Genomic DNA, 14,438 nt, shown 5'->3' on the forward strand with positions numbered 1-14,438 from the left:
CGGAGCCGACGGGGCCGCCGAGGCGCCCGGAGGCTCCGGGACGCCCGCGCCGTCCGGCTCGCAGGAAGCCGCCGCCCGGCGCGGTGGAGGCGGCCCGGGCCGGTTCATGGGCGCGCAGGGCACCGAGAAGTCCAAGGACTTCGGCGGCTCCGCCAAACGCCTGTTCGCCCTGCTCGGTCCCGAGCGCACGCTGCTGTTCACCGTGCTGGGCTTCGGCGTGCTCGGCGTGGGCTGCCAGGTGCTCGGCCCCCGGGTGCTCGGCAAGGCCACCGACCTGATCGTGGCCGGCTGGACGGGCATGCAGACCGAAGGTGCGCCCAGCAAGGCGGCCGCCGTCGAGGGCGCCCGTGCCCGGGGCGGTGACAACGCCGCCGACCTGCTCTCCACCATCGACTTCACGCCCGGCCACGGCATGGACTTCGGCGCCATCGGCAGCATCCTGCTCTGGGTGCTCGGCATCTACCTGGCCGCGGTCCTGTTCGGCGTGGTGCAGGGCCGGCTGGCCGCGCTGGCGATCAACCGGACGGTGTTCCGGCTGCGCGAGGAGGTCGAGGCGAAGCTGTCCCGGCTGCCGCTCAGCTACTTCGACCGGCAGCCGCGCGGCGAGGTGCTCAGCCGGGTCACCAACGACATCGACAACATCAACCAGTCCATGCAGCAGACCATGGGCCAGGTGGTGAACTCGCTGCTCACCATCGTCGGCGTGCTGGCGATGATGTTCTGGATCTCCCCGCTGCTGGCCGTGATCGCGCTGGTCTCGGTACCGGTCTCGGTGGTGGTCGCCACCAAGGTCGGCAAGCGCGCCCAGCCGCAGTTCGTCAAGCAGTGGGGCTCGACCGGCAAGCTGAACGCGCACATCGAGGAGATGTTCACCGGGCACAGCCTGGTGAAGGTCTTCGGCCGCCAGAAGGAGGCCGCCGAGCTCTTCGAGCAGGAGAACCAGGCGCTCTACGAGGCGTCCTTCAAGGCGCAGTTCATCTCGGGCGTCATCCAGCCCGCGATGATGCTGGTGGGCAACATCAACTACGTGCTGGTCGCGGTGGTCGGCGGCCTGCGGGTGGCCAGCGGCGCGCTGTCGATCGGCGACGTGCAGGCGTTCATCCAGTACTCCCGGCAGTTCAGCCAGCCGCTCAGTCAGGTCGCCTCGATGGCCAACCTGGTGCAGTCCGGCGTGGCCTCCGCCGAGCGGGTCTTCGAACTGCTGGACGCCGAGGAGCAGTCCCCCGAGCCCCAGCACCCCGAGCGCCCCGCCGAGCTCCGCGGCCGGGTCGCGTTCGAGGAGGTCTCCTTCCGCTACGAGCCCGGCAAGCCGCTGATCGACGGCCTGTCGCTGAAGGTCGAACCCGGCCACACGGTGGCCATCGTCGGCCCCACCGGCGCGGGCAAGACCACCATGGTCAACCTGCTGATGCGCTTCTACGAGGTCAGCGGCGGCCGGATCACCCTGGACGGCGTGGACATCGCCGCGATGTCCCGCGAGGACCTGCGCTCCGGCATCGGCATGGTCCTCCAGGACACCTGGCTGTTCGGCGGCACCATCGCCGAGAACATCGCCTACGGCGCCGGGTCCGCCACCCGCGAGCAGGTCGTCGCCGCCGCGAAGGCCGCCCACGTCGACCGCTTCGTGCGGACCCTGCCCGAGGGCTACGACACCGTCCTGGACGACGAGGGCACCGGCGTCAGCGCCGGCGAGAAGCAGCTGATCACCATCGCCCGGGCCTTCCTCGCCCAGCCCTCCATCCTGGTCCTCGACGAGGCCACCAGCTCCGTCGACACCCGCACCGAGGTGCTGATCCAGCGCGCCATGGCCGAACTGCGCACCGGACGCACCAGCTTCGTCATCGCCCACCGCCTCTCCACCATCCGGGACGCCGACGTCATCCTGGTGATGGAGAACGGCTCGATCGCCGAACAGGGCACCCACGACGAGCTGATCGCCGCCGACGGCGCCTACGCCCGCCTCTACCAGGCCCAGTTCGCCCAGGCCGTGGCCGAGGTCGACTGACGGCCGCCCCGCCGCCCGACGCGCCGGGGGAGGTCCGCACCAGCGGGCCTCCCCCGGCGCGTTCGTGCTCCCCGGCCCGGCCCCGCCTCCGGCCTCCCGTCGCTTTTCCACGCTCCTGACGGCAGGTCAGTGCCGCCCGCTCCGGGCGCCGTTGGCCGCGCTACGGTGGCCGGGTGCCCGATCAGAACGCCGCCGCCACCGCGTCCGCCGCCGCTGCCGCCGAGGTCTTCCAGGCCGAGCGCCGCTACCTGGGCGCGGTCGCCTACCGCCTGCTGGGCTCGATCGCCGACGCCGAGGACGTGCTGCAGGACGCCTGGCTGCGCTGGCAGTCCGCCGACCGCTCGGACGTGGCCGACCCGCGCGCGTACCTGACCACGGTGGTCACCCGGCTCTGCTACGACCAGCTGGGCTCGGCCCGGGCCCGGCGGGAGGCGTACGTCGGCGAGTGGCTGCCGGAGCCGGTGCTGACCACCGGCGGCCCCGCCGAGCCCGCCGAACTGGCCGAACTGGGCGAGCAGGTGTCGGTGGCGATGCTGGCGGTGATGGAGCAGCTGACCCCGGCCGAGCGGGCGGCGTTCGTGCTGCACGACGTCTTCGCGGTCGGCTTCGACGAGATCGCCCCGGCCCTGGAGCGCTCCCCCGAGGCCACCCGGCAGCTCGCCTCACGGGCCCGCCGCCGGATCCGGGACGGCGGCCGGCGCGGCCCGGTCGACCCGGCCGAGCACCACCGGGTGGTGACGGCGTTCACCGCCGCGGCCACCGGCGGCGACCTGGCCGCGCTGCTGGCGCTGCTCGACCCCGAGGTGGCCTGGCACGCCGACGGCGGCGGCATCGTCAACGCGGTGCGCCGGCCGGTGTTCGGCGCGCTGCGCGTCGCCCGGCTGCTGCACAAGCTCTCCGGCCGCTGGATCGACGCCGAACGCCCGCTGGTGCCGGCCTCGGTCAACGGCGAGCCGGGCGCGGTCTGGTACTCGGCGCCCGGCGAGGTCGGCGGCGTGATGGCGTTCACCGTCGAGGACGGCCTGATCACCGCCGCGTACGTGATGGTGAACCCGGAGAAGCTCGGCCACCTCCAAGGGTTGTGACCCGGATCACGGTCACACTCCGGCGGGCCGTCCCGTCCCCCTTCCAGAACCGCCACCGGCGGGGTCACCGAGGAGGACGAGATGACCGGCAAGCACATCGTGGTGATCGGCGCGGGCTACGCGGGGCTGTCCGCCGCCGCCGGGATCGGCCGCGGGCCGGACCGGGTCACCCTGATCGCCCCCGAGCAGCGCTTCGGGCACCGCGTCCGGCAGCACGAGATCGCCGCCGGCCGCCGGGTCGCCCGCCCCGAGATCGCCCGCGTGCTGCGCGGGCGCCGGGTCGTCCACCTGGCCACCCGGGCCGTCGCGCTCGACCTGGCCGCCCGCGAGGTGCGCACCGAGGACGGCGGCCGGGTCGGGTACGACACCCTGGTGTACGCGCGCGGCAGCCGCACCGCCTGGGGCGACGTGCCGGGCGCCGCCGAGCACGCCTACTCGGCGGAGCGCGCCGAGGAACTGCGCGGCCGGCTCACCGCGGACCCGGCGCCCGCGACGCTCGCCGTGGTCGGCGGCGGGGCCACCGGCATCGAGCTGGCCGCCGAACTGGCCGAGGCGTACCCCGACCGGCAGGTCCGGCTGGTCGCGGCCGGGCAGGTCGGCGGCTGGCTGTCGGAACGCGGCCGGGCGCACGTCCTGGCCGTGCTCGGCCGCCTCGGGGTGCGGGTCCACGAGCACCACCGGGTCACCGTCGTCACCGCGGACGGGCTGGTCTGCGAAGGCGCGGACGCGGACGGGCCGGGCCGCGCGGGCGCGGAGCTGCCCGCCCAGGTGGTGGTGTGGGCCGCCTCGATGGAGCCGCACCCGCTGGCCGCCGCCTCCGGCCTGGCCGTCAACGCGCGCGGCCGGGCCCTGGTGGACGAGCACCTGCGCTCGCGCTCGCACCCCGAGGTGCACGTGGTCGGGGACGCCGCCGCCGTCGAGGTGCCCGGCATCGGCGAGCTGCGGATGGCCTGCGCCACCGCGATGCCGCAGGGCCGCTACCTGGCCAAGCTGCTCACCGGCCGCACCGACGAGCCGTTCTCCTACCGCTACGTCACCCAGTGCCTGAGCCTGGGGCGCGGCGAGGCGCTGGTGCAGCTGATCCACGGCGACGACTCGATGCGGCCCCGGGTGCTGACCGGCGTGGCCGGGCGGCTGGTCAAGGCGGGCATCGTCAAGGGCCTGCCGCTGTCGCTGCGCTGAAACGGCGGCGGGCCGGCACCCCCCGGTGGAAGGGGGTGCCAGCCCGCCGTAGCAGCCCGTCCGGAGAAGCTACTTCTTCTCCTTCGGGGCCTCCGCGTCCGTCGACAGCGCGGCGATGAAGGCCTCCTGCGGGACCTCCACCCGGCCGACCATCTTCATCCGCTTCTTGCCTTCCTTCTGCTTCTCCAGCAGCTTGCGCTTGCGCGAGATGTCACCGCCGTAGCACTTGGCGAGGACGTCCTTGCGGATCGCCCGGACCGTCTCGCGGGCGATCACCCGGGAGCCGATCGCGGCCTGGATCGGCACCTCGAACTGCTGGCGCGGGATCAGCTTCTGCAGCTTGCCGGCCATCATCACGCCGTAGTTGTAGGCCTTGTCCTTGTGCACGATCGCGGAGAACGCGTCCACCGCGTCGCCGTGCAGCAGGATGTCGACCTTGACCAGGTTGGCGGACTGCTCGCCGATGGGCTCGTAGTCGAGCGAGGCGTAGCCGCGGGTCTTGGACTTCAGCTGGTCGAAGAAGTCGAAGACGATCTCGGCGAGCGGCAGGGTGTAGCGCAGCTCCACCCGGTCCTCGGAGAGGTAGTCCATGCCCTGGAGGGTGCCGCGGCGGGACTGGCAGAGCTCCATGATCGCGCCGACGAACTCGTTCGGGGCGAGGATGGTGCCGCGCACCACCGGCTCGAACACCTCGGCGATCTTGCCGGTGGGGAACTCGCTCGGGTTGGTGACGGTGTGCTCGGTGCCGTCCTCCATGATCACCCGGTAGATCACGTTCGGGGCGGTGGAGATCAGGTCGAGGTTGAACTCGCGCTCCAGGCGCTCCCGGATGATCTCCAGGTGCAGCAGGCCGAGGAAGCCGCAGCGGTAGCCGAAGCCGAGCGCGACCGAGGTCTCCGGCTCGTAGACCAGTGCGGCGTCGTTCAGCCGCAGCTTGTCCAGCGCGTCGCGCAGCAGCGGGTAGTCCGAGCCGTCCAGCGGGTAGAGGCCGGAGAACACCATCGGGCGCGGGTCCTTGTAGCCGCCGAGGGCCTCGGTGGCGCCCTTGTTCTGCGAGGTGATGGTGTCGCCGACCTTGGACTGCCGGACGTCCTTCACACCGGTGATGATGTAGCCCACCTCGCCGACGCCGAGGCCGTCGGCGACCTTGGGTTCCGGCGAGATGACGCCGATCTCCAGCAGCTCGTGGGTCGCGCCGGTGGACATCATGGCGATCCGCTCGCGCTTGGTGAGCTGGCCGTCCACCACTCGCACGTAGGTGACCACGCCGCGGTAGGCGTCGTACACCGAGTCGAAGATCATCGCGCGGGCCGGGGCGTTCTTGACGCCGACCGGGGCCGGGATCTTCTCGACCACGTGGTCGAGCAGGTCCTCGACGCCGAGGCCGGTCTTGGCGGAGACCTTCAGCACGTCGGCCGGGTCGCAGCCGATGATGTGCGCGATCTCGGCGGCGTACTTCTCCGGCTGGGCGGCCGGCAGGTCGATCTTGTTGAGCACCGGGATGATCGTGAGGTCGTTCTCCAGCGCCAGGTACAGGTTGGCGAGGGTCTGCGCCTCGATGCCCTGGGCGGCGTCGACCACCAGGATGGTCCCCTCGCAGGCCGCGAGGGAGCGGGACACCTCGTACGTGAAGTCCACGTGGCCGGGGGTGTCGATCATGTTGAGGATGTGCGTCGTGCCCGCGTTCTCACCGGACCTGGGCGCCCACGGGAGGCGGACGGCCTGGGACTTGATGGTGATGCCGCGCTCGCGCTCGATGTCCATCCGGTCGAGGTACTGGGCGCGCATCTGCCGGGGGTCCACCACGCCGGTGATCTGCAGCATCCGGTCGGCGAGCGTCGACTTGCCGTGGTCGATGTGGGCGATGATGCAGAAGTTGCGGATCACCGCCGGGTCAGTACGGCTGGGCTCTGGCACGTTGCTGGGGGTCGCGGGCACCTTGGTCCGATTTCTGATCCGATCAATATGGTTCCGTCCATCCTCCCATGCCGAACGGCCCTCGGTCCTTCCCGCCCGAGCGGGGGTGCGGGACGATCCCTCCATGATCTTGGAAAGCGCGCTGCTCGACGTCCGCCCCGGCCGGGAGGAGGCCTTCCTCGCCGCCTTCGCCGAGGCCCGCCCGCTGATCGCCGCCCAGCCCGGCTTCCGCTCGCTGGAACTGCGCCGCTGCCTGGACGCGGGCAGCACCTCGCGCTTCCTGCTGCAGGTGGGCTGGGACACCCTGGAGGACCACACCGAGGGCTTCCGCCGCTCCGCCGAGTACGGGCGCTGGCGCGAACTGCTGCACCACTTCTACGACCCGTTCCCGACCGTCGAGCACTACGGCGAGCCGCTGCTCACCGCCTGACCCGCCGTCAGCCGTGCGGCCCCGCCGGTCCGGTTTGGGCCGACCGGGACGGCCCTGGTAGCGTGGGCCGCTGCACTCCGCCCTCGGCATGCCCTCTCAGCAGGCCCGAGCGGCACCCGGGGTGCGACCCGTCGTAGCAAACGATTCACACAGACTGAGGCTCATTCGTGGCGAACATCAAGTCCCAGATCAAGCGCAACAAGACCAACGAGAAGGCGCGCCTGCGCAACAAGGCCGTCAAGTCCTCGCTGAAGACCGCCCTGCGCAAGGCCCGCGAGGCCGCTGCCGCCGGTGAGACCGAGAAGGCCACCGTGCTGGCCCGCGCCGCCTCCAAGGCCCTCGACAAGGCCGTGAGCAAGGGCGTCATCCACAAGAACCAGGCCGCCAACAAGAAGTCGGCGATCACCAAGCGCGTCAACGCCGCCGCCTGATCGAGTTCTTCCCGGTACGGCCCGCCCGTACCCCGGTGCCCCACCGGGCACCACCCCGGTCGATGTGACCAGCGGCCCTCTACCCGCCCCCACCGACCACCGCTCCCGGCGCCCCGGCCCTCTACCCGGAGTCCCGAGGAGCCGCACGACCCCGTACCGCACGCGGCCTGCGTTCGCCACGCGGGTGCGGTACCCCAGCTCCACGGCGAGAGCGCCCGACTCCGGGCCCTCGCCCCGACTGCCCGCCCGGGCCTCCGGGCGGGCAGTCGGCGTTTCCGGCCCGGTGCTCGTTCACCGCTTCCCGCCTCCTACCGCCTCCCCCGCCTCCCCGCTGGACCGCTCGACTCGACCGCTCGCCTGCGGCCGATCGGGTCGTTTGAACGGGTGACGGGCGTCAACCTGCGTACCCGCTCGGAATCGGCTCCGGCCGGACGGCGGGGGTAGGGTGCGTGGCACCTTCCGTGCCCGATCGACTACGCAGGGGAACGATGTCGACTCCACCTCCTCCGCCGCCGCCCCCGGGGCACGGCCCTGCCGTCGGGGCGGCTGCGGCTGCGGCCTCGGCTGTCGGCAACGGGCCGGTCGGCGGGCCCGGCCACGGGTCCCCGGCGGTGCCTCGCGGGCGGCACGGCGGCGGAACGGGCACCGCGACGGGCGGGGGCGGCCGAGCCGGAGGGCGCGGTACCGGCGGGCGGGGGCGGCGCCGGGAACGCAGACGCGGAGTGTGGTGGGGCGTCGGCGGCGCGGTGCTGGCCTCCGCGGTGTGGTCGGTCGCCGTACTGACCATGCCGCCGCTGGTGCGCGGCATCCTCGGCGAGCCGGCCGCCCCCTCCCCCGCCGGCTACCGGGTCTCCGACGACCTGTGCGCCACCGCCGCCCTGCCCGCCCTCGACCGGCTGTACCCCGCCCCGTCCGGCAGCCCGTACCACTACACGACGCGCCACCGGGTGCTGGACGAGATGTACTGCAGCCAGTACCGCACGAAGGCCGACAACGACTCCGAGCACTACTCGCTCTACCTCCAGGTGCAACTGCACCACCAGGTCGACCCGCGCCCGGAGTTCGGCGCCCAGCGCGAGGGCCTGGCCCAGCGCAGCTACCTGATCAGCCCGGTGTCCGAACTCGGCGACGAGGCCTACCTCGGCTACCTCGACGACCCGGACCGCAACGACCCCGCCCGGCACCACCTCACCCAGGTCCTGTACGTCCGGCAGGGCGGCATGACCTGCTACGCGGGCTGGTCCGGCTCCTACCAGGACGGCCGGGCCACCGCCCCCGACCTCGACCGGATCCGCAGCGCCCTCGTCTCCGACACCCGCGACCTGCTGCGCGGCCTCGGCGGCTCCCCTGCCTGACCGTCCCGGGCCTTGACCGTCCCTGCTCCGGGCCGGGGCCCATGGCCGGGGTTCGGGGTCGGGGTCGGAGTCCGGGCTGCGCAGGACCCTAGTAGGGGCGGGAGCCCGCCCGGGAGGCCCGGGCCACGGCGACGACGGCGCGTTCGAGCGCGTACGCCGGGTCGTCGGAGCCGCCCTTCACGGCGGCGTCGGCCTCCGCGACGGCGGTCAGCGCGGCGGCCACGCCGTCGCCGGTCCAGCCGCGCATCTGCTGGCGCACCCGGTCGACCTTCCAGGGCGGCATGCCGAGCTCGCGCGCCAGGTCACCGGGCCGCAGGTTGCGGCCCGCAGAGGCGAGCCGGCCGATGCTGCGGACGCCGGAGGCGAGCGCGTAGGTGATGCCGGTCGGCGGCTGGCCGACGGCCAGGGCCCAGCGCAGCCGTTCCAGCGCCTCGGCGGCCCGCCCGGTCACCGCGAGGTCGGCCACCTCGAAGCCCGTCGCCTCGGCGCGGCCGCTGTAGTACTTGGCGACCGCCGTCTCGTCGATCGGTCCTTCGACGTCCGCGGTCAACTGGCTGCACGCGGCGGACAGTTCACGCAGATCACTGCCCAGGGAGTCCAGCAGCGCCTGGCAGGCCTCGGGGCTGGCGGCCCGCCCCAGGGTGCGGAACTCGTTGCGGATGAAGGCCAGTTTCTCGCTCGCCTTGGTGAGCTTCGCGCAGGCGACCTCCCGGGCGCCCGTCTTCTTCGCCGCGTCCAGCAACCCCTTGCCCTTGGCGCCGCCCGCGTGCACCAGCACCATGATCACTTCTTCGGCCGGCGACTCCAGGTACGCCTTGACCTCCTTGACCGAGTCGGCCGAGAGGTCCTGTGCGGCCCTGACCACGATGACCTTCCGCTCCGCGAAGAGCGAGGGCGTGGTGAGCTCCGCCAACTGCCCCGGCTGCAGGGCGCCCGGCGCGAGATCCCGGACGTCCGTCTCCGGGTCGGCCGCCCGAGCCGCGGCCACCACCGCGGCCACCGCGCGGTCGAGCAACAGCTCCTCCTGGCCGACCGCAACGGTCAGCGGGGCGAGCAGGTCATCGGGTGCACTCTTCCTGGCCATCGCCCACCAGGATCGCACGCCGCGCGGACAGCCCACCGCACCACGGCCCTTCCCTCCTTCCGTCCGCACCCGTCCGTGCTCCGTCCGTGCTCCGTCCGCCCTCCCCGCTGGGAGGCGGGGCCAATGCCGTACCCGCCTCAGGGCTGAGGAGAATGTTGGCGTGATCGAGAACAATGACCGTCAGTTGCTCGTCCTCCCCGACCGCGATGCGGCGGAGGAGGTCGCTGAGGAATTGAGCGTGCGCTGGCCCGAACTGGGCGACGTCGAGGTGGTCCGGGACTCCCTCGCCGGTGAGGACGACGCCGAGGACGCCCAGTGGCTGGTAGTGGTCGAGGCCCCCGAGGACGAGGGCTGGACCACCCGGCTACTGACCCAGCTCGACCAGCTGGTCGCCGAACAGGACGGCTGGCGAGAACAGGGCTGACGCTCTCCCACCCACTGTCGACCACACTCTTTCCTCCCTTTCCTCCCTATCGATGGCCCCGCCCGAACGAGGTGCCCCCACCCGCTCGGGCGGGCGTTTTCATCCCGGAGGCCACCGCGGCGACCGCCCCGGTCGTCACCCGATGCGGCGGTCATCCGTGGACCGGATGCGAACGCGTCGCCACCGCCAGGCTCCGCGAGTCGCCGAGGACGGCGATGTCCCCGGAGCGGTCGGTCCGGACCACCGTTGCACCGAGCGCCTCCAACCCGGTCACGGTCTGGGGCGCCGGGTGCCCGTACGGGTTGTCCGTCCCGCAGGAGATCAGGGCCAGTCTCGGGCGGAGCGCCGCCATCAACGTCCAGTCCTGGTTCGCCGACCCGTGGTGCGCCACCTTGAGGACGTCCACCCTCCCCACCCTCGGCGGCCCGGGCCCGCTCTCCGCCCGCTGAGCCGAAGCCGAAGCCGGGGCCGGAGGCGGGGGGCGGGGTGGTGCGCCGAGTGCCAGCACGGCGGCCTGGGCCGGGGGTTCCAGGTCTCCGAGCAGGGCGACTCGCAGTGGGGCGGCGGGCGGACCGAGTACGGCGAGGATCGCGATGCTGGAGTTGTTCGGCCCCTCGGCCTCGGGAGCCGGGGGCACGCTCGGCCACAGGACCTCCCAGGAGAGTTCCGCTCCGGCGGTGCGCCGCTCGCCGCGCTGCGCGCGCTCCACCGGGATGCCTCCGGCAGCCGCCCAGCGGAGCACCCGGGACCGTTCGCCGTCCGATTCGCCCGCACCTGTCACCTCGATCGCTCCGACCGACCTGCCCCGCAGCACCCCGGGGGTGCCTTCCACGTGGTCGGCGTGGAAGTGGGTGAGGATCAGCACGGGAATCCTGGTCACTCCGAGGCCGCGCAAGCAGGCGTCGGCCGCCTTGGGGTCCGGCCCGACGTCCACCACCACGGCGGCCCCCGGTTCGACGGGCAGGACGGTCATGTCGCCCTGCCCGATGTCGCACATCGCCAACCGCCACCCCGGTGCGGGCCAACCGGTTGCCAGCCGGACGACGGAGGCCGGGCGCAGCAGCAGTACCGGCAGTAGCAGAGCGACCGCGAGCACGACCAGGGCTCTCGTCTTCCGGCTGCGGGAGCGGTGGCCGGCCAGTAGCGGTGGTACCGCCCAGGCCAGTGAGACGATCACCACGGCCAGCAGGACCGCACCGAACATCCCTGCGGGCCAGGCGAGTTCGGCCCCCGGAAGCTCCGCTCCGTGCCGTGCGACGGCGACCAGCCAGCCGACCGGCAGCGCCGCGAGGTCCGTCAGGAACTCCGCCGCTCCCTTCCAGAGCGGCGCGATCGCGAGCGCGGCGAACCCCAGCAGGGTGGCGGGGGCGACCGCGATCTCGGCCAGGAGGTTGCACGGCACCCCGACCAGGCTGACCCGGGGTGCGAGCAGGACGGTGACCGGCGAGCAGAACGCCTGGGCCGCTGCGGTGGCCCCGACCGCCGCCGCCAGGTGGTGCGGCCAGCGGCGTGCCCGGAGCGCCGCCGTCCATCTCGGGCCGAGCACCAGCAGCCCGGCAGTGGCCAGCGCGGAGAGCAGGAACCCGTAGGAACGGGCCAGGTGCGGGTCCACCAGGATCAGGATCAGTACCGCGCCGGACAGGGCCGGGACTCCTCTCCGGGGCCGGCCGGTGGCTAGGGCCAGCAGTCCGATCAGCCCGGTGGCGGCGGCTCTGAGCACGCTCGGGTCGGGTCGGCAGACGGTGACGAACGCCAGCGTCAGCGCCGTCCCGAACAGCGCCGTGGTGCGGAACGAGAGACCCAGCAGCCCGGCCAGGCCGCCCCGGACGGGTGCGTCGGGGTCGCTCGGTGTGCCGCCGACCAGAACGGCCAGGACGATCGCCAGGTTGGCGCCGCTCACCGCGACCAGGTGGCCGAGGTCGGTGGCCCGGAACGCGTCCGACAGGTCGTCGGGCAGCCGGGACACGTCCCCCACCACCAGCCCGGGGAGCAGCCCCCGGATGTCCGGCGAGAGATGGTCGCAGGCGTCGCGGAGCCCTTTGCGGAGGTGGGCCGCGAGACGCTGCGGGAGGTTCGGCGGCGCGATGACGCGTGGCGGCCCCTGCGGGACGAGCAGCGCCGCGGTATCGGTGCGGGGCGCTCCCGACCCGCCTGCGGTCGGCGCCCGCTCCGGCAGCACCTCGGCTCGTAGTTCCAGTCCGGTGGAGGGGGTCAGCCGCTGCCACGGGTAGTCCTCCTGGGAACGGATCAGCAGGGTGACGGGTGTGCGGGTGGCGGTGGACGGCGGAGCGGGGCCGCCACGGGAGACGGGGGCGGCACGAACCCGGGTGACGAGTGCGGGAATGGTGAGGGTCGGCCGGGACAGCGAACTGCCCCGGGTGTGCGAACGGTGCTGTTTCGGATCGCCGGTGACGGTCAGTTCGACGGTGATCTCAGGGTTGGCGGGTCTCTCCGCTTCGGGTTCTCCCGCCCCGCTCCGCTCGTCGCCATCGGCCCGCTGCCCTGCCCCGGCGGGCGGTAAGGCGGTGGGCGGTGCGGCAGTGGGCGGTGCGACGGCGGGTGGTACGGATGGGTGGGCCAGCGCGGGCAGTGGGCCCCGGTGCAGGTCGGCGGTGTGCAGGACGGTGGTGGTGGCCGCTGCGGCGGCGGTCAGCAGGACGGCTGCGGCGAGGCGGTGGATCGAACGGCGGGGTCCTTTGGCGGCGAGCAGAGCGAGGGAGGCCGCTGCGGCCACCAGCGCGGCCAGCAGCAGCGCCGGATGTCGGTCCGGATCCAGACCGAGGACGGCGGCGCTGACCGCCCAGGCCGTTCCGGCCGGGAGGAGCAGTCGGTAGTCGGTCCGGTGGTGAACTGCGGCAGTTGTGGCCGGCATCAGGCTGTCTCCTCTCGGCATGGGTGGCGGCGGGACGGTCGGTAAGGCGGTGGCGTTTACTCCTGGGTTCAACCTCCTTCGCTGCGGTGCTGGTTGGGCGCCCGGGGCCGGGGGCGCGTTGTCGACAGGGCCGAATCCGCATCGCACGGGCGGCGGCGTTACGAGGCGGCGGGGAGCTCGAATGCCCTGTCCCGCACGGCGGTTGTGCCTGGAGCGAGGCGCTGGTCGTATCGGGTCGGGTCGAGTGGCGGGAACTGGTTCCAGGGGCGATCTCCGGATGGTGGAACGGTGTTGTCGTGGCGGCCTCGCCTCGACGGCGGGCCCGGACAGAGCGCGGATGCGGGCGGCGGGGGCGCCTTCTCCGCAGTGGAGGTGCACGGGCCTCGCTTGGCAGGGCGGCGACCACAGCAGGCCGGTTCTGTGCGCCCGGACGGCAGTCACGGTCTTCGGCCTCGGGCACGTGGTGCGGCGACTCGATGACGGTTCGGCGGGCGGGCTGGGGCCTCCTCTCTGGGCTTGGGAGAGCGGGGCGGAGCAGTGGGCCAGGCGACCGGTCGGCCTGGCGAGCGGGTCAGGGGGGTCAAGGGGCCAAGGGGTCAGAGAGTCAGGAGCGGCTTGAGGTCCTCGTACTTCCGCGGGCCGATACCCGGGACTTGGCGGAGTTGGTCGACGGATTGGAAGGGGCCGTGGGTGAGGCGGTACTGGAGGATGTGCTGGGCCAGGGCGGGCCCCACGCCGGGGAGGGAGTCGAGTTGGTCGGCACCGGCGTGGTTGAGGCTCACGGGGCCCGTGGGCCCGGCCGGGACCGCTGCGGCGGGGAGGGGGCCGGTGTCCACGAGGATCTGTTCTCCGTCGGTGAGTGGGCGGGCGAGGTTGAGGAGGCTGGTGTCGGCACCGGGAAGCGGTCCGCCTGCGGCGGCCAGGGCATCCGCGACCCGTGAACCCGCGGGGAGGGTTCGCAGGCCGGGGTGGGGGACTTTCCCGGCGATGTCGATGACGAGGGGCGGATCGGTCGGTTGGGGTGCCGGTGCTCCTTCCGTGGTCCGGTCGGGGAGGGCTTCGGCCATGGCGATGGACGGAACGGGAACGGGGTGCGGCCGGCCGAGCCAGAAGTGCTGGACGGCGTAGCCCGTGGCGAGGACGAGCAGGACGGTCAGGCCGAGCACGGCCCGGCGGTCGAGGGCGAAGGCGGTTGGGAGGCGGAACCGCAGGGGCAATTTCGGCACGGTGGTGTGGGGCGAGACGGCAGGGTTCGGAGTTGGCGGGGTTTCCGGCAGTGGGTCCGGATCCGATGGCGCGTCGGTTCGGCCTTGGTCTGGGAGACGGGATGCCGAGGGCTGTTTCGGCGAGGCGGCCTCGCCCGGGGCAGGCGCTCCCCCGGGCGGGTCCCGTTCCGGTGGTGAATCGGCTCTCCCCTGGCCGGGGGCTGCCGCGCGGTCGGTTGCGGAGCCGGGGCAAGGGCCCGGGTGGGGGCCGTCGGCTCCATCGGCGGCGGATGACTCCGCATCTGCGGAATGTTCGGAGCGTTTGGGCACGCCGTACATCGCCAGGATGCGTGCGGCCGACAAAGCCGGCGGCGGGTCGGGGGCTGGCGGCGGGCCCGGATCAGCCGCGTCCTCCGGTTCGGGCGGTTCGGTGCATTCGGTGGACTCG

General features: G+C 73.2%; 11 protein-coding genes. 7 read left to right on the plus strand and 4 right to left on the minus strand.

What is annotated here, in order from left to right; translation table 11 throughout:
* Window positions 1-106 precede the first annotated feature (106 nt).
* The 3 genes from HUT16_RS11025 to HUT16_RS11035 all read left to right on the plus strand — a co-directional run bounded on the left by HUT16_RS11025 (window position 107) and on the right by HUT16_RS11035 (window position 4,272).
* Window positions 107-2,005, plus strand: coding sequence for an ABC transporter ATP-binding protein (locus HUT16_RS11025; protein WP_176192611.1), 1,899 nt, complete (start codon window positions 107-109; stop codon window positions 2,003-2,005).
* A 173-nt stretch (window positions 2,006-2,178) separates the two neighbouring features.
* Window positions 2,179-3,090 carry an RNA polymerase sigma factor SigJ gene (gene sigJ, locus HUT16_RS11030; protein ID WP_176187833.1) on the plus strand — a complete coding sequence of 304 codons (912 nt, stop codon included), beginning with the start codon at window positions 2,179-2,181 and terminating at the stop codon, window positions 3,088-3,090.
* 81 nt (window positions 3,091-3,171) lie between these two features.
* Window positions 3,172-4,272, plus strand: coding sequence for an NAD(P)/FAD-dependent oxidoreductase (locus HUT16_RS11035; RefSeq protein ID WP_176187835.1), 1,101 nt, complete (start codon window positions 3,172-3,174; stop codon window positions 4,270-4,272).
* 69 nt (window positions 4,273-4,341) lie between these two features.
* On the opposite strand, the gene lepA is transcribed toward HUT16_RS11035, so the two are convergent.
* A complete protein-coding gene (gene lepA, locus HUT16_RS11040) occupies window positions 4,342-6,210 on the minus strand; it encodes a translation elongation factor 4 (protein WP_176187837.1) in 1,869 nt (622 codons plus the stop codon).
* A 103-nt stretch (window positions 6,211-6,313) separates the two neighbouring features.
* Between lepA and HUT16_RS11045 the strand changes: the two genes are divergently transcribed.
* The 3 genes from HUT16_RS11045 to HUT16_RS11055 all read left to right on the plus strand — a co-directional run bounded on the left by HUT16_RS11045 (window position 6,314) and on the right by HUT16_RS11055 (window position 8,405).
* Entirely contained in the window at window positions 6,314-6,619 is a 306-nt protein-coding gene (locus HUT16_RS11045; protein ID WP_176187839.1) for an antibiotic biosynthesis monooxygenase, read from the plus strand.
* A 167-nt stretch (window positions 6,620-6,786) separates the two neighbouring features.
* Window positions 6,787-7,050, plus strand: coding sequence for a 30S ribosomal protein S20 (rpsT, locus tag HUT16_RS11050; RefSeq protein ID WP_030906414.1), 264 nt, complete (start codon window positions 6,787-6,789; stop codon window positions 7,048-7,050).
* A gap of 722 nt (window positions 7,051-7,772) precedes the next feature.
* Entirely contained in the window at window positions 7,773-8,405 is a 633-nt protein-coding gene (locus HUT16_RS11055) for a hypothetical protein (RefSeq protein ID WP_176187841.1), read from the plus strand.
* Window positions 8,406-8,493: 88 nt separating this feature from the next.
* Here the strand turns inward: HUT16_RS11055 and holA are convergent, their stop codons facing one another.
* Complete coding sequence (gene holA, locus HUT16_RS11060) at window positions 8,494-9,489, minus strand: DNA polymerase III subunit delta (protein ID WP_176187843.1); 996 nt, start codon at window positions 9,487-9,489, stop codon at window positions 8,494-8,496.
* A gap of 160 nt (window positions 9,490-9,649) precedes the next feature.
* On the opposite strand from holA, the gene HUT16_RS11065 reads away from it, so the two are divergent.
* Window positions 9,650-9,913: a hypothetical protein gene (locus tag HUT16_RS11065; protein WP_176187844.1), complete on the plus strand. Its 264-nt coding sequence runs from the start codon at window positions 9,650-9,652 to the stop codon at window positions 9,911-9,913.
* Window positions 9,914-10,064: 151 nt separating this feature from the next.
* Here the strand turns inward: HUT16_RS11065 and HUT16_RS11070 are convergent, their stop codons facing one another.
* The gene (locus HUT16_RS11070) at window positions 10,065-12,785 is read right to left on the minus strand and encodes a ComEC/Rec2 family competence protein (protein ID WP_176187845.1); all 2,721 of its coding nucleotides are present in this window, start codon (window positions 12,783-12,785) and stop codon (window positions 10,065-10,067) included.
* Window positions 12,786-13,381: 596 nt separating this feature from the next.
* Entirely contained in the window at window positions 13,382-14,011 is a 630-nt protein-coding gene (locus HUT16_RS11075; protein WP_254897755.1) for a ComEA family DNA-binding protein, read from the minus strand.
* Window positions 14,012-14,438: the final 427 nt, after the last annotated feature.

The organism is Kitasatospora sp. NA04385 (genome assembly GCF_013364235.1).
Lineage (GTDB): Bacteria > Actinomycetota > Actinomycetes > Streptomycetales > Streptomycetaceae > Kitasatospora.

Bases quoted from the DNA above. Each gene is read 5' to 3' on its own strand.
- HUT16_RS11025 (WP_176192611.1), top strand. From the start codon at position 107: ATGGGCGCGCAGGGCACCGAGAAGTCCAAGGACTTCGGCGGCTCCGCC.
- HUT16_RS11035 (WP_176187835.1), top strand. From the start codon at position 3,172: ATGACCGGCAAGCACATCGTGGTGATCGGCGCGGGCTACGCGGGGCTG.
- HUT16_RS11045 (WP_176187839.1), top strand. From the start codon at position 6,314: ATGATCTTGGAAAGCGCGCTGCTCGACGTCCGCCCCGGCCGGGAGGAG.
- holA (WP_176187843.1), bottom strand. From the start codon at position 9,489: ATGGCCAGGAAGAGTGCACCCGATGACCTGCTCGCCCCGCTGACCGTT.
- HUT16_RS11070 (WP_176187845.1), bottom strand. From the start codon at position 12,785: ATGCCGGCCACAACTGCCGCAGTTCACCACCGGACCGACTACCGACTG.